The organism is Mesorhizobium sp. M1227 (assembly GCF_040318315.1).
Classification (GTDB): Bacteria; Pseudomonadota; Alphaproteobacteria; order Rhizobiales; family Rhizobiaceae; genus Mesorhizobium.
The window spans coordinates 1-19,190 of sequence record NZ_JAMYLZ010000037.1 but is presented as its reverse complement, the minus strand read 5'-3'; the positions used below and the strand labels follow the sequence as shown (position 1 = coordinate 19,190).

At 63.5% G+C, this 19,190-nt stretch carries 12 protein-coding genes; 10 read left to right on the top strand and 2 right to left on the bottom strand.

Annotation, left to right across the window (positions count from 1 at the left end; genetic code table 11):
- Positions 1 to 91 precede the first annotated feature (91 nt).
- The 9 genes from NKH28_RS28440 to NKH28_RS28400 all read left to right on the top strand — a co-directional run bounded on the left by NKH28_RS28440 (position 92) and on the right by NKH28_RS28400 (position 14,498).
- A complete protein-coding gene (locus NKH28_RS28440; protein ID WP_352471316.1) occupies positions 92 to 2,323 on the top strand; it encodes a sensor domain-containing diguanylate cyclase in 2,232 nt (743 codons plus the stop codon).
- A 163-nt stretch (positions 2,324 to 2,486) separates the two neighbouring features.
- Positions 2,487 to 3,740 carry an aspartate kinase gene (locus NKH28_RS28435; protein ID WP_352471486.1) on the top strand — a complete coding sequence of 418 codons (1,254 nt, stop codon included), beginning with the start codon at positions 2,487 to 2,489 and terminating at the stop codon, positions 3,738 to 3,740.
- Between the two features lie 174 nt (positions 3,741 to 3,914).
- On the top strand, positions 3,915 to 6,185 hold the full coding sequence (gene ptsP / locus NKH28_RS28430) for a phosphoenolpyruvate--protein phosphotransferase (protein ID WP_352471315.1): 2,271 nt from the start codon (positions 3,915 to 3,917) through the stop codon (positions 6,183 to 6,185).
- A gap of 8 nt (positions 6,186 to 6,193) precedes the next feature.
- Positions 6,194 to 7,273, top strand: coding sequence for a peptide chain release factor 1 (gene prfA, locus NKH28_RS28425; RefSeq protein ID WP_352491802.1), 1,080 nt, complete (start codon positions 6,194 to 6,196; stop codon positions 7,271 to 7,273).
- The gene (gene prmC, locus NKH28_RS28420; RefSeq protein WP_352816566.1) at positions 7,266 to 8,144 is read left to right on the top strand and encodes a peptide chain release factor N(5)-glutamine methyltransferase; all 879 of its coding nucleotides are present in this window, start codon (positions 7,266 to 7,268) and stop codon (positions 8,142 to 8,144) included. The genes prfA and prmC overlap by 8 nt, the downstream gene beginning before the upstream one ends.
- Positions 8,145 to 8,475: 331 nt before the next feature.
- Entirely contained in the window at positions 8,476 to 9,432 is a 957-nt protein-coding gene (locus NKH28_RS28415; protein WP_352980942.1) for a DUF4167 domain-containing protein, read from the top strand.
- Positions 9,433 to 9,670: 238 nt separating this feature from the next.
- Positions 9,671 to 12,277, top strand: a complete 2,607-nt coding sequence (clpB, locus tag NKH28_RS28410; protein WP_352980941.1) for an ATP-dependent chaperone ClpB — start codon at positions 9,671 to 9,673, stop codon at positions 12,275 to 12,277.
- Positions 12,278 to 12,424: 147 nt separating this feature from the next.
- Entirely contained in the window at positions 12,425 to 12,790 is a 366-nt protein-coding gene (locus NKH28_RS28405; protein WP_352456638.1) for an MmcQ/YjbR family DNA-binding protein, read from the top strand.
- A gap of 238 nt (positions 12,791 to 13,028) precedes the next feature.
- Positions 13,029 to 14,498 carry a L,D-transpeptidase family protein gene (locus NKH28_RS28400; protein WP_352816560.1) on the top strand — a complete coding sequence of 490 codons (1,470 nt, stop codon included), beginning with the start codon at positions 13,029 to 13,031 and terminating at the stop codon, positions 14,496 to 14,498.
- 21 nt (positions 14,499 to 14,519) lie between these two features.
- On the opposite strand, the gene NKH28_RS28395 is transcribed toward NKH28_RS28400, so the two are convergent.
- On the bottom strand, positions 14,520 to 15,152 hold the full coding sequence (locus tag NKH28_RS28395) for a TMEM175 family protein (RefSeq protein WP_352980940.1): 633 nt from the start codon (positions 15,150 to 15,152) through the stop codon (positions 14,520 to 14,522).
- A gap of 168 nt (positions 15,153 to 15,320) precedes the next feature.
- Here NKH28_RS28395 and NKH28_RS28390 point away from each other — a divergent pair, with 168 nt between their 5' ends.
- Complete coding sequence (locus NKH28_RS28390; protein ID WP_352980939.1) at positions 15,321 to 16,886, top strand: MFS transporter; 1,566 nt, start codon at positions 15,321 to 15,323, stop codon at positions 16,884 to 16,886.
- 18 nt (positions 16,887 to 16,904) lie between these two features.
- On the opposite strand, the gene NKH28_RS28385 is transcribed toward NKH28_RS28390, so the two are convergent.
- Positions 16,905 to 18,863, bottom strand: coding sequence for a M23 family metallopeptidase (locus tag NKH28_RS28385; RefSeq protein WP_352980938.1), 1,959 nt, complete (start codon positions 18,861 to 18,863; stop codon positions 16,905 to 16,907).
- Positions 18,864 to 19,190: the final 327 nt, after the last annotated feature.

The window sequence follows — 19,190 nt, the reverse complement described above, 5'->3', positions numbered from 1 at the left end:
GTGGCTTAACGGCAAATTTACGATATTGGCGGTTTCTTAACGTTGGGTCAGTGTTTGGCATTTAGATTGCTGTCCGAGTAGGGGCAGCCCGGTGCGCATAAGAACCCAGATAGTCGCGACATTGTTCAGCGCCGTGGCCTTGATCGGCCTGGTCGGCGGCGTTGCGATCGTCTCGCAGATATCGCTGACCAAATCCGTGGCGCTGGCCGAGGCGACAAGCGTCGCACGGCAGCTGGCCGAAACTATTGCCTTCAGGGCATCGGACGCGCCGCGTTCATTATTCGAGAGACCAGATGGGCTCCGCGAATTCGTGACTTTGCAGCACGGCCGCTCGAAACGCGATCTCGTCATCGTAGACAAAAACAAGGTTATTTTCGCCGACGTTCCGGGAGAAGAGCAAAATATCGGCACGACGTTCGACTACGATCCCGGCAATGAAATCGCCCGGACGATTGACGACGGCGTGCCGCGCAACTTCGTCGAGGCCAGTGCCGACGTGGCCGATCCGATTGACCTGGTTGCGGTGCCGATCGAGGATGCACCCGGCAAGATCGTCGGCGCCGTCCTGTTCGAATATACGCCGCTGCTGCGTGCCGCGCAGCAGCGCACGAACGATATGCTGTGGCTTGTGGGCCTGTGTACCGCGGCAGCCGTGCTGATCGCGGCGGCCTCCGCCTTCCTGTTGTTGCGAGGCTTCAGTAAAGGCCTTGCTGGTCTCAACCGCGGCATCGAATCGCTGGCGCGCGGCGACGCCGGGGCCCGTATCGGCCGCACCTCCGATGACGAGTTCGGACAGTTGGCGCAAGGGTTCGACACTATGGCCTCCGAAATCGAAGCCTCGCGCGCTCAACTTGTCGATCAGAAGGCCTACATCGAAGACATCGTCCAGACCGTTGCCGAAGGCATCGCCGTCATCGACGGCAAGGGTCAGGTCGTGTCCGTCAATCCGGCGGCAGCCGAGATCATCGGGCGGCGCAGCGACAAGGTCGTGGGGCAGGACTGGCAGTCGGCCCTGGATATCAGGGGGCCGTCGGGAGACAAGCCCGCGTCGGGAACATCTCCGGTCGAACTGGCCATGACCACCGGCCGCCGCCACCAGAATGAGGTGAGGCTGGCAAAGCCGGATGGGACCTCCTTGCCCGTGGTCGTCAGCTGCAATCCGCTCAACCGCGCCGATGGCGGCATCGTGCTGACGCTCAGCGACATCAGCGACCTGCGCAGTGCCGAGCGGGCGGTGCACGATCGTGCCGAAGAACTGGCGAGGCTCAATCGTGAACTGAAAGAGACATCGGAGGCCACGACCCGCCTGGTCAAGCTCGGCGAACTGCTTCAGGCCTGCGTCACTTTTCACGAGGCATTTTCCGTCGTCGGCTCCGCCATGCCTGATTTCTTCGGCGGATTGAGCGGAACCGTTCATCTGACCAGTGCGTCGCGCAACCTGGTGGAGGAGATGGCGCATTGGGGCACCATCCGGTCGAGCGTCGGCCAGTTCGGACCGGAAGATTGTTGGGCGCTGCGGCGCGGCCAGGAGCACGTCGCCGGTCCAGGCATGCTGACGCCGCGCTGCAACCACATCACCGAAAATGGCGGCCGCGGTTATGTCTGTATGCCTCTAGCAGCGCAGGGAGAGACACTTGGCATCCTGCATCTGTGCGAGCCGAATGCCGTTGACAAGCCGGAGTGGCTTGCCGAACGGCAGCAGATACTGCGTGGCGTCGTCGATACGCTGGCGTTGGCGCTTGCCAATCTGCGCCTGCGCGAGACGTTGCGGCAGCAGTCGATCCGGGATCCCAACACCGGGCTCTACAATCGCCGCTACCTTGAGGAGACCAGCAGCCGCGAGCTCAGGCGCCTGGAACGTGCCGAGCAGCCGCTGACGTTGATCATGCTCGACGTCGATCATTTCAAGCAGTTCAACGATACGTTCGGCCATGAAGCTGGGGATCTCGTCCTCAAGCAGGTGGCCGCCACGCTGGTCGACCATGTCAGGGAAAGCGACGTGGTTTCGCGCTACGGCGGCGAGGAATTTGCCTTGATGATGCCGGGAACGTCACTGGCCGATGGCGCCGATCGCGCCGAAGCTCTGCGAAAGGCGATCAAGCAGCTGCATGTCACGCATCGCGGCCGCACGCTCGGCACCATCACCGCGTCGTTCGGGGTCGCCGCCTTCCCGGAGCTCGGCGCCTCATGGGCGGAGATCGTCAATGCCGCGGATCGCGCTTTGTATCAGGCAAAGGCTGAGGGCCGTGACCGCGTCATCGCCGGAGCGGGTCTCGCCCGTGTCGAGCAGCAAAAGCCAAAACTCACCAAGAGCGTGGCTTGAAATCTGGTTGATGGACGGGGCAAGGCGACGGAATCCTCACCGCCTTGCGAAACCGCTATCATTTGGCTAAGGAGGCCGCGCATTGAGCGCCCGGCCACAGCTTGGCGCATTTTTCCGCTTTTCGGCCTCCGGTCCGGCATCCAGTCAAAGGCATTTCGCTTCTATGGCGCGCATCGTGATGAAATTCGGCGGAACCTCCGTCGCCGACATCGCCCGCATCCGCAATGTGGCGCGTCATGTCAAACGCGAGGTCGACGCCGGCCATGAGGTCGCCGTCGTGGTCTCGGCGATGTCCGGCAAGACCAACGAGCTCGTGCAATGGACGCGCGAGGCCTCGCCGATGCACGATGCGCGTGAATATGACGCCGTGGTCGCGTCCGGCGAGCAGGTCACTGCCGGCTTGCTGGCGATCGCGCTGCAGAATATCGGCGTGCATGCCCGCTCCTGGCAAGGCTGGCAGATCCCGATCAAGACCGACAACGCGCATGGCGCGGCGCGCATTCTCGATATCGACGGCGGATTCCTGATCAAGCGCTTCGGCGAAGGCCAGGTGGCGGTGGTCGCCGGTTTCCAAGGCATCGGGCCGGACAACCGGATCGCAACGCTCGGCCGCGGCGGTTCCGATACCAGCGCTGTCGCCATCGCGGCAGCGGTCAAGGCCGACCGCTGCGATATCTACACCGATGTCGACGGGGTCTACACGACCGATCCGCGCATCGAGCCGAAGGCGCGGCGGCTGGCCAAGATTTCGTTCGAGGAAATGCTCGAAATGGCCTCGCTCGGCGCCAAGGTCCTGCAGGTGCGCTCGGTCGAGCTTGCCATGGTGCACAGGGTGCGTACTTTCGTGCGGTCGTCCTTCGACGATCCCGATGCACCCGGAATGGGGGATTTGCTCAATCCGCCGGGAACGCTTATTTGCGACGAGGAAGAGATCGTGGAACAGCAGGTCGTCACCGGAATTGCCTATGCCAAGGACGAAGCGCAGATTTCGCTGCGCCGTGTCGGCGACCGGCCGGGCGTCGCCGCCGGCATTTTCGGGCCGCTGGCCGAGGCCAACATCAACGTCGACATGATCGTCCAGAACATTTCCGAGGACGGCAAGTTCACCGACATGACCTTCACCGTACCATCCGGCGACGTCGACAAGGCGCTCGCCGTGCTCGAGCGGCTGAAGGCGACGATCGGCTACGACGTGGTGCAGTCGGAAGCCGGCATGTCGAAGGTGTCAGTCATCGGCATCGGCATGCGCAGCCATGCCGGCGTCGCCGCTACCGCCTTCAAGGCGCTGGCCGACCGCGCGATCAACATCCGCGCCATCACGACGTCCGAAATCAAGATTTCGATCCTGATCGACGGTCCCTATACGGAACTAGCAGTTCGCACTTTGCATTCCGTGTACGGTCTGGATAAGCAGTAGCAGACTGCATCGGCCCGAAAATCGGCGGCAATTTTCGGAAGGCCGGATCGAAAGCCTTGGAGCGGCCTTTATGCGTCCAATTGGACGCACGGCGCTCTAATTGAGTTGTTGCGTTTGTGCCGCTGTGCAGGGCAACCTGCACCGGTTGAAATGCTATTGGAGGAAGAAGCCGCGATGCGTGATTCGGCCAGTGGCCCGCGCGTTTTGCTGAAACGGCTCCGCGAGCTCATGCAAGAGCCGCTGGAGCCGCAGGAGCGGCTTGACCGAATCGTACGCGACATCGCCTCCAACATGGTTGCCGAGGTCTGCTCGCTCTATGTGCTGCGCGCCGATTCGGTGCTCGAACTCTACGCCACCGAAGGCCTGAACCCGAACGCCGTCCACCTGGCGCAGCTCAGGCTGGGCCAAGGCCTGGTCGGCACGATCGCGGCCTCGGCGCGGCCGCTCAACCTCTCCAATGCACAGGAGCATCCTGCCTTCGCCTACCTGCCGGAGACAGGGGAAGAAATCTATAATTCCTTCCTCGGCGTGCCGGTGCTGCGGGCAGGGCGGACACTCGGCGTCCTGGTCGTGCAGAACAAGACCATGCGCCATTATCGCGACGACGAGGTCGAGGCGCTGGAAACAACGGCGATGGTGATCGCCGAGATGATCGCCACCGGCGATCTGGAGCGGCTGACAAGGCCCGGCCTCGAGCTCGATCTGCGCCGCCCGGTAAGCTTTACCGGCCTGTCCTTCAACGAAGGCGTCGGTCTCGGCCATGTGGTGCTGCACGAGCCGCGCATCGTCGTCACCAATCTTTTCAACGAGGACAGCGAGGAAGAGGTCAGGCGGCTCGACGCGTCGCTCGGCTCGCTCAGGCTCTCCATCGACGACATGCTGGAGCGCCGCGACGTCGCCTTCGAGGGCGAGCATCGCCAGGTGCTCGAAGCCTATCGCATGTTCGCCAACGACCGCGGCTGGGTGCGCCGGCTCGAGGAGGCGATCCGCAACGGCCTGACGGCCGAAGCGGCGGTCGAAAAGGTGCAGAGCGACATGCGTGCCCGCATGCTGCACATGACCGATCCGTATCTGCGCGAACGGATGAGCGATTTCGACGATCTCGCCAATCGGCTGCTGCGGCAGCTGATGGGGCGCGGACCGGAGGACGTCGCGGCCTCGCTGCCCAAGGACGCCATCATCGTCGCCCGCTCGATGGGTGCTGCGGAGCTGCTCGATTATCCCAGGGACAAACTGCGCGGGCTGGTGCTGGAGGACGGCGCGGCGACCAGCCATGTCGTCATCGTGGCGCGGGCCATGGGCATACCGGTCGCCGGCCAGATGAAGGGCGCCGTTTCCATGGCGGAAAACGGCGATGCCATCATCGTCGACGGCGAGGAAGGCGCGATCCATCTGCGCCCGCAGCCCGACCTCGAGGCGGCCTATGCCGAGAAAGTGCGCTTCAGGGCGCGGCGGCAGGAGGTCTACCGCGAACTGCGCAAGAAGCCGTCGGTGACCAAGGACGGGGTCCAGGTCGATCTTCTGATGAATGCCGGGCTGGCGGTCGATCTGCCGCAACTGGCCGAAGCGGGTGCGGCCGGCATCGGCCTGTTCCGCACAGAGCTGCAATTCATGGTCGCTTCGACCTTTCCGCGCGCCGAAGCCCAAGAGCGGCTCTATCGTGACGTGCTCGAGGCGGCGCGCGACAAGCCGGTGACGTTCCGCACCATCGATATTGGCGGCGACAAGGTGCTGCCCTATTTCAAGGGCTCGATCCAGGAGGAAAATCCGGCGCTCGGCTGGCGGGCCATCCGCCTGACGCTCGACCGGCCTGGATTGCTGCGCACCCAGATCCGCGCGCTGCTCAAGGCGTGCGGCGGGCGCGAACTGAAGCTGATGCTGCCAATGGTGACGGAACTCGGCGAGATCGCGCAGGCGCGCGAGATCATCGATCGCGAGGTGCGGCATCTGTCGCGCTTTGCCCATCATTTGCCGACCAGCCTGAAGCTTGGGGCGATGCTGGAGGTGCCGTCGTTGCTGTTCCAGCTCGACGAACTGATGAAGGCGGTCGATTTCGTCTCGGTCGGCTCGAACGACCTGTTCCAGTTCGTCATGGCGGTGGACCGTGGCAATACCCAATTGTCCGACCGCTTCGACCCGCTGTCGACGCCGTTCCTGCGTGTTTTGAAGCAAATTGCCGACGCCGGGGCGCGCAACCAGACGCCGGTGACCTTGTGCGGCGAACTGGCCGGCAAGCCGATCTCGGCGATGGCGCTGATCGGCCTTGGCTATCGCTCGATCTCGATGTCGCCGGCATCGATCGGCCCGGTCAAGGCGATGCTGACGGAACTGCCGCTCAGCGAACTGGAAGCGTTCTTCGACGATAATCTGATGGCGCCGGCGCATGGCCTGCCGATGCGGGCGCTGCTGCAAGCCTTTGCCGACGACCGCTCTATACCGCTATAGACTTCGCCATGATCAACCTGCCCCGCGACCGTATGGATCAAGTCGTCAAGCGTTTCGACATGCTCGAAGCGCAGATGTCGGCCGGGCCAGCGCCGGACGCCTATGTCAGGATGGCCTCCGAATATGCCGACATCCAGGAGATGGTGGCAAAGATCAGGGCGCTGCGCGCCGCCGAGCACGAACAGGGCGATCTGGAGGCGATGCTCGCCGACAAGGGCACCGACGCCGAGATGCGGGCCTTGGCCGAGGCCGACCTGCCAGGGGTCAAGCATCACATCGAGGCGCTGCAGAAGGACATCCAAATCCTGCTGTTGCCCAAGGATGCCGCCGACGACAAGAACGCCATCCTCGAGATCCGCGCCGGCACCGGCGGCGACGAGGCGGCGCTTTTCGCCGGCGACCTGTTTCGCATGTACGAGCGCTATGCCGCGGCGCATGGTTGGCGTTTCGAGACGGTGTCGGCCAGCGAGGGTGAGGTCGGCGGCTACAAGGAAATCATCGCCACCGTTTCGGGCAAGGGCGTCTTTGCCCATCTGAAGTTCGAATCCGGCGTGCACCGGGTGCAGCGCGTGCCGACGACCGAGGCGGGCGGACGCATTCATACCTCGGCGGCGACGGTCGCGGTGCTGCCGGAAGCCGAAGAAGTCGACATCGACATCAGGGCCGAAGACATCCGCATCGACACGATGCGCGCCTCGGGTTCCGGCGGCCAGCACGTCAACACCACCGATTCGGCCGTGCGCATCACCCATCTGCCGACCGGCATCATGGTGGTGCAGGCGGAAAAGTCGCAGCACCAGAACCGGGCGAAGGCCATGCAGATCCTGCGCGCCAGGCTCTACGACCTCGAGCGCAGCAAGGCGGACGAGGAACGTTCCGAATCGCGCAAGTCGCAGGTCGGCTCGGGCGACCGCTCGGAACGCATCCGCACCTATAATTTTCCGCAGGGTCGCGTCACCGATCATCGCATCAACCTGACGCTCTACAAGCTCGACCGGGTGATGATGGGCGAACTCGACGAGATCATCGACGCGCTGATCGCCGATCACCAGTCGAAGCTGCTCGCCGATATCGGCATCGATGGCTGACAGCCTGCCCGCCACGCTGGCGCCGCTGCTGCGGGAAGCGCGAAACCGGCTCACCGCAGCCGGGATCGCGGATCCGGCGCTCGATGCCAGGCTGATCGTCGAGCATTTTTCCGGCACCAGTCACACGCAGGCCATCGCCGATCCCGGGCGCGCTGTCGATACGGACGTGACGGCGGTAATCGAAGCCGCCTTGCGGCGGCGCATCGCCGGCGAGCCGGTACACCGGATCCTTGGCTACCGCGAATTCTACGGCTTGCGCCTTTCGCTTTCGCCGCAAACGCTGGAGCCGCGGCCGGATACCGAAACGCTGGTCGAGGCTATACTGCCCTTCGTCAAGGCAATGGCGGCAAGCGAGGGCGACTGCCGCATCCTCGATCTAGGGACCGGTACCGGTGCCATCGCGCTGGCGCTGCTCAGCGCCGTTCCGGCCGCGACCGCCACCGGCGTCGACATTTCGCAGGGGGCGCTGGCCACAGCCATGCGTAATGCCGAGGAATTGGGGCTCGCCGACCGGTTCACGCCGCTCAAATCCGACTGGTTTGAAAAAGTTTCTGGCCGGTACCATGTAATTGTCGCAAACCCTCCCTATATACCTTCAGACGACATTGGAAATCTGCAGGACGAGGTCCGCGGTTTCGATCCACGCCAGGCCCTCGATGGTGGTGTGGACGGTCTGAGCCCCTACAGGAAGATCGCCGCGGGAGCGGCAGCGTATTTGGAAGTCCAAGGCAGGATTGCGGTCGAGATCGGCCATACGCAGCACCAACAGGTTACGGAGATATTCTCCGCGGCCGGGTACCGTTCGGTCGGGGTGTTTCGTGATCTCGGCGGAAACGACAGAGTTCTTGTGTTCGAACGGTGGAAGCCGTGATGCAGTGCGAAAAAAGCGCTTGGCAATACCGGGGAATGCGGCTAGGGTCGCCTTAACCGGATGAGACGAAGCAGGCAGTGCTCTTAGCGATTCGGTTTTCCTTGGAAATAGCTGCCTTCTTGCGCAAACGACGCCCAAGCTTCGTGCGGGAATCGTCCGGCAAGTGAAGTAACCGGAACAGGATGGCACGTGGCGCCAACGCAATTGATGCGGGCGAACGCCGGTGAAGGAACGAAACGGCTGGCTGCATGAGCGCCTCCGTTCGTGAAGAGTTTTTCGAAAATTTCAAAGTGAAGAGAGTCTAATGAGGCCACAACAGCAAAACAGGCGCATGCGCGGTCGCAACAACAATGGCGGCGGCGGCAACAACAATAACAACAACAATCGTAAGGGGCCGAATCCCCTGACGCGTAACTATGAGAGCAACGGCCCGGACGTGAAGATCCGCGGATCGGCTCAGCAGATTGCCGAGAAGTACGCAACCCTTGCCCGTGACGCGCAAAGCTCCGGCGACCGGGTGATGGCGGAAAACTATCTCCAGCATGCAGAGCACTATAACCGCATCATCGCAGCCGCTCAGGCGCAGATGCCGATCCAGAACGCGCAGCAGAATCGCGATGATTTCGACGATGACGGCGACGAGGATCGCGACGAGTTCGACAATGCCGGCAACAACAATGCCAACGAGACGTCGGGTTCGGCGGCCAATCACGGTGCCGGCCCGCAGCCGGTCATCGATGGCACGCCGGCCGAGCTGGCTCTGAACCAGGAAAACAGCCGCGACAATCGGGGCGGCCGCGACAACAATGGCGGACGCCACCGCGACCGTCGCCCCAATGGCGGTTACGGCCAGAACGGCCAGCGCGGCGAGTATGGCGCGCGCGGCGAGCAGGGTGGCCAGCGCGCCGAACAGCCACGGCGCGACGAGACGCCGGCGCAGGCGGAGCCCGTGCCGGCCGCTGGGCCGGTCTTTGTGAGCGAGCCCGCACCGCAATTCGACAACCTTTCGCCGGCGGGTCTCGCCGCCCAGGCCGAGCTCAACGAAGCCGCGGCCGAAAACAGCCCGGCCCGCCGCCCCAGGCGTCCGCGTCGCCCGCGCCTCGATGTCGAACAGGCAAATGGCGGCAACGACAACGCCGGCCCTGACAGTGCCGAGACTGGCAGTGCCGAGACAAGCAGTGCCGAGACAAGCAATGCCGAGACTGGCAATACCGACGCTGGCAATGTCGATGCAGCGCCGGCTGAAGGCCCCGACGGTCAAGCTGTGATCGCAGACGTCGAGAATTGATCGGAAAAACGTTCAGTCGATCTTAGCGCATCCTTTACCCCAGGCGGCGGAGAGAAATCTCCGCCGTTTTTGCTTTGCGCGCTCGGAATATTATGCATTCGCCAGTGTCGAGGCGTCTTGAGGGTCCGTGGTTTGCGTCCCATATCTTGCGTGAACAGGATCCGGCTCGAACGGGCGGGTCCGTCACCGCAATCTGATCCGGTGCCGCGAAGCGGGCCGGTGACGGAAGGAGACAGGCATGAATCTTGAAAAATATTCCGAGCGCGTGCGCGGCTTTATCCAGTCCGCACAAACCATGGCGCTTTCCCGCAATCACCAGCAATTCACCCCCGAGCATATCCTCAAGGTCCTTGTCGATGACGACGAGGGCCTGGCTGCGTCGCTGATCGAGCGCGCCGGCGGCAATGTCCGTGACGTCAAGCTCGGCGTCGAAACGGCACTGGAGGCAATGCCCAAGGTCGAGGGCGGCAATGGCCAGCTCTATCTGGCGCAGCCGCTGGCAAAGGTGTTTTCGACCGCCGAGGAACTGGCCAAGAAGGCCAGTGACAGCTTCGTTACCGTCGAACGGCTATTGCAGGCGCTGGCCATGGAAAAATCGGCCAAGACCGCCGACATCCTGTCCAAGGCGGGTGTCACGCCGCAGGCGCTGAACCAGGTCATCAACGACGTACGCAAAGGTCGCACTGCCGATTCGGCGAGCGCCGAGCAGGGCTACGACGCGCTGAAGAAATACGCGCGCGACCTGACGGCGGACGGCCGCGCGGGCAAGCTCGATCCGGTCATCGGCCGCGACGACGAAATCCGCCGCACCATCCAGGTGCTGTCGCGCCGCACCAAGAACAACCCAGTGCTGATCGGCGAACCCGGCGTCGGCAAGACGGCGATCGCCGAAGGGCTGGCGCTGCGCATCGTCAATGGCGATGTGCCGGAATCGCTCAAGGACAAGCAGCTGATGGCGCTCGACATGGGGTCGCTGATCGCCGGCGCCAAATACCGCGGCGAGTTCGAGGAGCGGCTGAAGGCGGTGCTTTCCGAAGTCACGTCTGCCGCCGGCGGCATCATTCTGTTCATCGACGAGATGCACACGCTTGTCGGTGCCGGCAAGGCGGATGGCGCCATGGACGCGTCGAATCTGCTGAAGCCGGCGCTCGCCCGCGGCGAACTGCATTGTGTCGGCGCAACCACGCTCGACGAATACCGCAAGCATGTCGAGAAGGATGCGGCCCTTGCCCGCCGCTTCCAGCCGGTGTTCGTCAATGAGCCGACGGTCGAAGACACTGTCTCGATCCTGCGCGGCCTGAAAGAGAAATACGAGCAGCACCACAAGGTGCGCATCTCGGATTCGGCACTGGTCGCGGCCGCAACCCTGTCCAACCGCTACATCGCTGACCGCTTCCTGCCGGACAAGGCGATCGACCTGGTCGACGAGGCCGCGTCGCGGCTCCGCATGCAGGTCGATTCGAAGCCCGAGGCGCTGGACGAGATCGACCGCCGCATCATGCAGCTCAAGATCGAGCGCGAGGCGCTGAAGGTCGAGAAGGACGATGCCTCGAAGGACCGGCTCGCGCGGCTCGAGAAGGAACTCTCGAACCTCGAGGAGGAATCGACCGAGCTGACCTCGAAATGGCAGGCCGAGAAGCAGAAGCTCGGGCTTGCCGCCGACCTCAAGAAACAGCTCGACGAGGCGCGCAACGAACTTGCCATCGCCCAGCGCCAAGGTGAATTCCAGCGCGCCGGCGAACTTGCTTACGGCAAGATCCCGGAACTCGAAAAGCAGCTGAAGCAGGCCGAAGCCAGGGATGGCAAGGCCGGCATGGTCGAAGAAGTGGTCGGCCCCGATCACGTCGCCCATATCGTCTCGCGCTGGACGGGGATCCCGGTCGACAAGATGCTGGAAGGCGAGCGCGACAAGCTGTTGCGCATGGAAGACGAGGTCGGCAAGCGCGTCGTCGGCCAGGGCGAGGCGGTGCAGGCAGTGTCGAAAGCGGTGCGCCGGGCCCGCGCGGGTCTGCAGGACCCGAACCGGCCGCTCGGCTCGTTCATGTTCCTCGGGCCGACGGGCGTCGGCAAGACCGAATTGACCAAGGCGCTGGCCAGCTTCCTGTTCGACGACGAGAGCGCCATGGTGCGCATCGACATGTCGGAGTTCATGGAGAAGCACTCGGTCGCCCGGCTGATCGGCGCGCCTCCCGGCTATGTCGGCTATGAGGAAGGCGGCGCGCTGACCGAAGCGATACGGCGCCGGCCCTATCAGGTCGTGCTGTTCGACGAGATCGAGAAGGCACATCCTGATGTCTTCAACGTGCTGCTGCAGGTGCTGGACGACGGCCGGCTGACCGACGGGCAGGGCCGCACGGTCGACTTCCGCAACACGCTGATCATCATGACGTCCAATCTCGGCGGCGAATATCTGGTCAATCTCGGCGAGGACCAGGATGTCGACGTCGTGCGCGACGAGGTGATGAATGTCGTCAGGGCTTCGTTCCGGCCGGAATTCCTCAACCGCATCGACGAGGTGATCCTGTTCCACCGGCTGCGCCGCCAGGATATGGGCCAGATCGTCCAAATCCAGCTCAAGCGGCTGGAAAACCTGCTTGTTGACCGCAAGATATCGCTTTCGCTCGATCAGGAGGCGATCGACTGGCTGGCGGCCAAGGGTTACGACCCGGCGTATGGCGCGCGGCCGCTGAAGCGGGTGATGCAGAAGGAATTGCAGGACCCCCTGGCGGAAAAGATCCTGCTCGGCGAGATCCTCGACGGCTCAACCGTCAAGGTCACCGCCGGCTCCGACCGCTTGAACTTCCGCTCGAAGCCCGCGGTCGTGGCAACCGAGGCGGCTGCCTGAGCTCAAGCCAAGAGCTTGTTCCATCCCGATCGAATCGGGATGGAATTCCTATCTTCAATCTCGACCATGATCCTTTCCGAAAAACCGGCATACCCTTTTGTTACGCCGGCCTTCGGTTCATGGTCCAACATCACTGGCGGGGCGCAGATGACGCTGGACGACTATAACAGCTTCTGCGCCTCGCTGCCTTCGGCGACCCATGTCGTGCAGTGGGGCGGCGCCCATGTCTGGAAGGTCGGCGGCAAGGTCTTCGCGATCGGCGGCTGGAGTGAGGGCAAGGAGCCGTTCGTTACCTTCAAATGCTCCGACATCGCCTATGACGTGCTGAGGGAGCAGCCGGGCCTTCGGCCCGCGCCCTATCTTGCCTCACGCGGCATGAAATGGATCCAGCGCCAGACCGGCGAAAGCATGGATGATGGCGCGCTGAAGGATTACCTGCGCGAAAGCCACCGTCTTGTCGTGCTGAAGCTGACGAAGCAGGCGCGCAAGGAATTGGGACTCGCTGCCGGTTAATCGGTCAGAAATCCGCCATCTTCATGCCCGGTTCATATTGGAACCTTATCGTTGGCAACTGATTTGCTGGCGAAGGGGTTCGCCTACCACATCGGCCCGAAATCGAGTTTTGATTTTCGCAAAGCACGATGCGGAGATTTAAAGCGTTAGAGCGTCCTTTGCGCGTCGAAAAAGACGCGCGGCGCTTTGAAGAGACAATGCCGGCGGCGGCAATTACGGACCGGAGAATTTGGCCATCATGTTGCGCACCATCTTCACCCTTTCAGCGCTTGCTGCCGGGCTGCTGGCGTCGAATGCGATGGCCTCGCCAATAGTGGATACCGCGCCACGGGTGGTTCGTGCCGCCAATGGCGGCGGCATTCTTGTCGCCCAGAACGGCAATCTCGACATCTATTACGACGCCAGGGGAAACCGCGTCATCGTCGATGCGGAGACCGGCAAGGTTATCGCCATCCAGCCGCCGCAGACCAGGCTCGACCGCCGTGCCTTGCGCCGCGAGCGCTTGCGCAATCTCGGACCGGTCGAGGACGACCGCTATTATCTCGACGACCCGCAGGACATGGCGCGCTACCGCCGCAGGCAGTTGGAAGACGAGGGCAGGATCATCGTGCCGCCGGCCGACGACTACGATCTTAATGGCGACAATTCGGTGGAAGCCTTCCCCGAAGCGCCACGGGATGACGGCTACGGCAATGGTTATCCGGAGGCAAAGCCGCGCACCATCGAGCGCCAGCCGCTCAACGAGGCCTCGATCGAGCCGGTCGAGCCGACGGGGCCGAACGAGCAGGCGGCCTTACCGCCAGATACAGCCCCGCCGCCAAGCACTGGCGGCAAGACGGCGGTCGACCCGTCGCTTGCGCTCGGCGCCCGCGAGGACGTGGCGGCACTGCAGGTGCTGCTCGACCGTGCCGGTGCATCGCCCGGCGTCATCGACGGACGCTTCGGCTCGAATGTCGACAAGGCGCTCGCCGCCTATAATGAGATCACCGGCAGCAATCTGAAATCGACCGACGCAATCGGCATCCAGGCGGCCCTGGCGCAATCCGGCGGCGATGCCTTCGCCTCATATACGATCACGCCCGAGGATGCGGCCGGTCCCTATGTCGCCTCGATACCGGAGGACTACAGCCAAAAGGCCCAGCTCGATCGGATGGGCTACACGTCGGTACCCGAAGCGCTGGCCGAGCGCTTCCATATGGATGAAACCTATCTGAACAAGCTCAATCCGGACGCCAATTTCAATCGTCCGGGCACCATCATCAAGGTCGCCAATTTCGGCAGGCTGGTGGCGACGCCGGTGGCGCGCATCATCGCCGACAAGTCCAATAAGCAGGTCCGCGCCTATGATGCGGCGGGCAAGCTGGTCGCAGCCTATCCGGCGACTATCGGCTCGTCCGACACGCCGTCGCCGTCCGGCACGCATGCGGTGTCGCGTGTCGCATTGGACCCGAACTACACCTACAACCCGAACATCAATTTCAAGCAGGGCGAAAACGACAGGATCCTGACCATCCCGCCGGGGCCGAACGGCCCGGTCGGCTCGGTCTGGATTGCGCTGGACAAGCCGACCTACGGCATCCACGGCACGCCGGATCCGTCCAAGATCGGCAAGACCGAAAGCCATGGCTGCGTGCGGCTGACCAATTGGGACGCGCGCGAGCTTGCCAAGATCGTGACGCCCGGCGTTATCGTGGAGTTCGTCGATTAAAGCGCAACGCCCGCGCCCGGATCACCCGATGACCTTGCGCAGCAGTGGCGCGCGCGGCGCTGCGGCATAGATCAGCTGCACCACCAGGATGAAGCCGACGCTGAGCAACGGGCTGATCAGGCAAAGTGCAGCGCCGACGGCCCACAGGATCTGTGCCTTGACGATGCGCAGATAGACCGTTCGGGTGGTCTCCGCGTCGACACCTTCGGCCAGAAATCCGTTTTTGTCCGCGTAGCGCCAACTGGTGAGCAGCGTCAGTCCGAGCATCAAAAGATTGAACCAGTAGGCGAGCACCGCAGTCCTGAATTCGAGGAAGTCGGCGAGAAGGTCGGTCGAGAACGGCAGCAAGGCGATGAAGCCGAGGAAGCAGAGGTTCAGCGTGGCAAGCCGCCGGTCGGATTTTGCAATCAGCCCGTGTTGCGCCTGCTGGCCGAACCAGAAGATGGTCAGCGTCAGGAAGCTGAGCGCATAGGTCAGGAAGCGCGGCGCCAGTGCTGTGATCGCTGTGATCAACTCGCGTTCGGAATGCACCGTTTCATGCGCCGGCACCCTGATCTCGAGGACGATCAGGGTGAGCGCGATGGCGAACACGCCGTCGGTGATGCCGACGACGCGCCCGCGTCCTTCCGCCGAGGGTTCGAGCGGCCGTTTCATACGGTATTTCCCCCTTGTCTGTAGCGCTGCGAGAAGCTTAGCACGGCACTTGCCGTTTGCACCCTGAGCGGCGTGATCCTGCCTGTGTGGCCAGGTTGGACCTGGTTTCAACGAGAACAGTCTGCTGGCCGGTTGTCGCCGGCGCGCCGGCGATCTAGGTAAGGCGGCATGCACACGCCAACCAAAGTCGGTAGCGGCGCCGTTCCCCTGACCGGCTCACTTCCCGCCGATACGTTCTGTCCGCAGGCGCAGCGGCGGTTCGTGCTGATCGCCGCGATCCTGGCTTCTGCGCTCGGCTTCATCGACGGGTCGGTCCTGGCCATTGCGACGCCGGCGATCCGCGTCGACCTCGGCGCCAGCCTCGCCGAGGCACAATGGATTTCCAATGCCTACGCATTGACACTCTCAGCCCTCATTCTCGTCGGCGGCGCCGCCGGCGATCGCTTCGGCCTGCGCCACTCCTTCGTCGCCGGCATCGTCCTGTTCATTGCCGCCTCGCTTGCCTGCGCGCTGGCGCCTAACCCGGCGGTGCTTATTGCGTTTCGGGCTATCCAGGGTGTCGGAGCGGCCATCATGGTGCCGGGCAGCCTGGCCATTATCGCCAAAGCCTATCCGAAAAAGGAACGCGGCCGGGCGATCGGCATCTGGGCCGCAGCATCAGCACTGACGACGGCGCTCGGCCCGGTGCTGGGCGGCTTCGTGCTGTCGGCGTTCGGCGACGGCATCTGGCGGGCGATCTTCGCCATCAATCTGCCGCTCGGCCTTATCTCGGTCTATCTTCTGCTGGCCAAGGTCCCTGCCGACGCGCCGGTGGAAAACCGCAGCCTCGATCTCGGCGGCGCTGCACTCGCCATATCGGCGTTCGGAGCTCTCGCTTACGGTCTGACCTCGATCAGTGGCGACGGGGAGGGGCTGATGTCCGGCCCGAGTATTGCCGCCGGTGCGGTTTTGCTCGTCGTGTTCATCGTCTTCGAGGGCCGGCGGCGCGAGCCGATGATCGATCTGTCGTTGTTTCGGATCGGCGCGTTCGCGGGCGCCAATGTGGCGACCTTCTTCCTTTATTTCGCGCTGTCGGCCAATCTTTTCTATCTGCCGATGCTCATGATCGCCGGATGGGGGCTGAGCGCGGCCGAGGTCGGTTTCATCTTCCTGCCGCTTTCGGCATTGATCGCAGTGTTGTCCGGACCGGTCGGCCAGTGGTCCGACCGCATCGGGCCTCGCTTTCCGATCGCCAGCGGCAGTCTGGTTGTGGCTCTTGCCTTTGCCGGACTTGCCTTGCTGGCCTATTGGGGCATCCACAATTTCTGGATCGGGGTATTCCCGCTGATGGCTCTGATGGGGTTCGGCATGGCGCTGGTGGTATCGCCGCTGGCGACCGCCGTCATGACGGCGGTCGAGGACAAGGATACGGGTGCGGCCTCGGGCATCAACAACGCCGTCTCGCGCATCGGCGGCCTGATTGCCGTGGCGGCGATGGGATCGCTGGCGGCCTGGGTCTATGCTGGCGTGCTCGGCACCGCTGCCGGCTCCGGCATTCCGGGCTTCGGCGAACCGCCGCCAGCCGGCCTGGCGCCCGGCCTCGATGCGGCACGACTTGCCGCCAGCGACGCGGCATTCGCCGCCGTTGCCGCGGTGACCGCGGTGCTTTGCCTGCTTTCGGCAATCGCCGCGTGGACGACGGTTTCCGGCGAGCGGCTGCCATGGGCGCGCGACACGGCGAATCAGCACGGCTGACGACGAAAAAACGTCGGCTCAGCCTTCGATCTTGGCGCTCGCGACCTTCAACTGATTGCTGTCTTCCTGCTTGAGCAGGTCGTCGATGCGTTCGCGCTCGCGCTTGAAGGCGACGAGGTCGTCGCCCTTGAGCGTCTTGCCGACCGGCAGGCGGACGCGCATCGAATCGACCTTTGTGCCGTTGACGATCAGTTCGTAATGAAGATGCGGACCGGTGGAGAGGCCGGTTGAGCCGAGATAGCCGATAACCTGACCCTGGCGAACGCGAACACCCGGCTCGATGCCTTTGGCAAAGGCGCTCTGGTGATTGTAGGACGTCTCGTAGCCATTGGCGTGACGCAAGATGATCTGCTTGCCATAGCCACCGGCCCAGCCGGCTTTTTCGACGACGCCATTGCCCGCGGCAATGATCGGCGATCCCACGGGAGCTGCCCAGTCGGTGCCGGTATGCATTTTCACATACCCCAAAATGGGGTGGCGCCTGGCACCGAACCCTGACGTAAATCGGCCATTGGGCAACGGATTGCGCAGCAGAAACTGCTCGGCGCTGCTACCATTTTCGTCGAAGTAGTCGGTGCTGCCGTCCTGCATCTGGAAACGGTAGAAATTTCGCGTCGTGCCGCCGAAAGTCGCGGAGACGTAAAGCAGCTCGGATTCGTCAGACGCCTGGTCGTCGCCATCGGGCTGCGAGAACAGCACCTCGATACGATCCGTGGGATTGAGGCGCGACTGGAAGTCGACACCGGACGCCAGCAACTTGATCAGCCGCTGCGTCATCGCCTTGGACATGCCGTAGGAATAGGCGGTGCGGTAGATGCCGTCATAGACGTTCGGCAGATTGCCGCGCACCACGGGCGCAGGCGAATCGTCGAACGCCGTCAGCAATTCGGGATTTGGCTCCGGCTCCTGCGCCGGCACGTACTGGTCGTGGTCGTCGAGTGCGATGGTGACGATGTGCTGGGTCCTGTCGTACACGCTGGTGCGAACGATCTTGGCGGCGTCGCCATGGACCTCAAGCCCAACGCGCAGCACGGTTCCTGCCTTGAGGGCCGTCGCATTCAGCAATTTGGCGATCGCCTCGGCCATTCCGGTGGCATCCTCGCCGGTATAGCCCGAATCAGCGAAGGCCTCGGCAATGTCGAGATCCTTGGTGAAGGGGATGATTTCCTCGGCGAAAGCCGGCGCCTGGTCGTCGATGGCGGCACGCGGCGACACCGAGACGTTTTCCGGGACGATCTTGACGTCATAGGAGCCGGCCATGCTTTCGGCGAAGCCGTCACCGAATCGCTGTGGGTCGACATAATGCAGCGAAGCGACCTGGACAGCGCCGTCGCTCAGATCGGTGCCGGCCTGGCGCACGACCTTTTCCACCTCGTCGGCAGAAAGGTCGCTCTTTTCGTCGAAGGCCGCCGTCTCGATCGGGAAATCGACGGTCTTCAAGCTCATCTCGCTTTCGACCTTGGCGCCATAGATCTGGCTGGCGGCGGCGGCTGCCGGCTGGCCGGCATTGTCGTCGCCATTGCCAAACACCTGCATCGGGTCGAAAGGCGGATAGGCCCGGCTGGTCGTGTGACCGGCGGCAAGCGCCATCTTGATCTGCACGAAAGGCATGGTGTGGATGACGTCGCGGTCGCCAACCTTGGTCACCATCGACACTTCCATGCGCCGGCGATCCTTGGCCTTGGCGATCTGGCGCGGCGCGACCAGCCGTGTCGTCTTGGCGATCTCACCGGAATCGTCGCCACTGGCAAGGCTGATCAGTTCGGCGATCTCGGGTGGCGTCGCCAACTGCTGGCGGCCGTCAAGCGCTGCAAACAGCGCCACGCCCATCAGCACGCTCGAGGTCACGCCGGTAAGGAAGGTGCCCGACAGCCAGCGCGCCGAAACCTCGCGCCGGTCGGGAGGGCCGCTGCGGCCGTCCGCGATCAGCGGCGGCTCGTTGCCGAGGTCGGCTATGACATCTTCCGTGTCTGGCATCCAGAAAGGCTGCTTCTTCCCCGGGGCGGAACGGCTTGTCGTTCTTGTTGTGGCCATGACATTTGCCTGTCACGGCGGGTGAAGTCAACGAAGCGCCTGGCCCCGGCCGAAATCCCCAATCACACGTCTGTCTCTATGGGTTCTCTTTAGTCTCTTATAGGAAGCGCCTGGGAGGCGCCGTTTGGTCTCTTATAGAAGGCCCTGCGCGGGTGGCGCTTTCGCGGAGTTGTGTGCGTCAAGTTCTGCAAAATGGCGTGGCATTGCGGTGACATCGGCGTGTCCGCCGCGCAGCCCCCGTGTTTAGCGGAGCGGCGGACACATGACGGT

Excerpts from the sequence above, each read along its gene's own strand:
- NKH28_RS28435 (WP_352471486.1), top strand. The coding sequence starts at position 2,487 with ATGGCGCGCATCGTGATGAAATTCGGCGGAACCTCCGTCGCCGACATC.
- NKH28_RS28415 (WP_352980942.1), top strand. The coding sequence starts at position 8,476 with ATGCGCGGTCGCAACAACAATGGCGGCGGCGGCAACAACAATAACAAC.
- NKH28_RS28405 (WP_352456638.1), top strand. The coding sequence starts at position 12,425 with ATGACGCTGGACGACTATAACAGCTTCTGCGCCTCGCTGCCTTCGGCG.
- ptsP (WP_352471315.1), top strand. The coding sequence starts at position 3,915 with ATGCGTGATTCGGCCAGTGGCCCGCGCGTTTTGCTGAAACGGCTCCGC.
- NKH28_RS28390 (WP_352980939.1), top strand. The coding sequence starts at position 15,321 with ATGCACACGCCAACCAAAGTCGGTAGCGGCGCCGTTCCCCTGACCGGC.
- NKH28_RS28400 (WP_352816560.1), top strand. The coding sequence starts at position 13,029 with ATGTTGCGCACCATCTTCACCCTTTCAGCGCTTGCTGCCGGGCTGCTG.
- prfA (WP_352491802.1), top strand. The coding sequence starts at position 6,194 with ATGATCAACCTGCCCCGCGACCGTATGGATCAAGTCGTCAAGCGTTTC.
- clpB (WP_352980941.1), top strand. The coding sequence starts at position 9,671 with ATGAATCTTGAAAAATATTCCGAGCGCGTGCGCGGCTTTATCCAGTCC.
- NKH28_RS28395 (WP_352980940.1), bottom strand. The coding sequence starts at position 15,152 with ATGAAACGGCCGCTCGAACCCTCGGCGGAAGGACGCGGGCGCGTCGTC.
- prmC (WP_352816566.1), top strand. The coding sequence starts at position 7,266 with ATGGCTGACAGCCTGCCCGCCACGCTGGCGCCGCTGCTGCGGGAAGCG.
- NKH28_RS28385 (WP_352980938.1), bottom strand. The coding sequence starts at position 18,863 with ATGCCAGACACGGAAGATGTCATAGCCGACCTCGGCAACGAGCCGCCG.